This is a genomic window from Bartonella sp. AP58NXGY (genome assembly GCF_042195785.1).
Classification (GTDB): domain Bacteria; phylum Pseudomonadota; class Alphaproteobacteria; order Rhizobiales; family Rhizobiaceae; genus Bartonella.
In genome coordinates this window covers 1-258 of record NZ_JBHIOY010000238.1, presented here as the reverse complement: position 1 = coordinate 258, position 258 = coordinate 1, and the positions used below count along the sequence as shown (strand labels likewise).

At 49.2% G+C, this 258-nt stretch carries 1 pseudogene; it reads right to left on the bottom strand.

Annotation, left to right across the window (positions count from 1 at the left end):
• Positions 1-258, bottom strand: a pseudogene (locus tag ACFINC_RS10665) (DNA repair protein RecN); the annotation flags it as partial.

Below are 258 nucleotides of genomic sequence, written 5' to 3'. Positions count from 1 at the left end.
ATCAATGCAACACTCGCCACCTGATCATTGATAAAGACACGACTACGTCCATCACTCGATTGCACACGCCGTAAAATAATATCCCCCTCATCATCAAGACCATTCTCACGAATAAGCTGACGTGCAGGATGTGAAAGAGGGACATCAAAAATAGCGGTGACCTGCCCGCGATCAGTACCATGACGCACAAGCGAAGCATCTCCCCGTCCCCCAAGAGCCAGCGATAAAGCATCAAGGAGAATAGATTTTCCTGCCCCT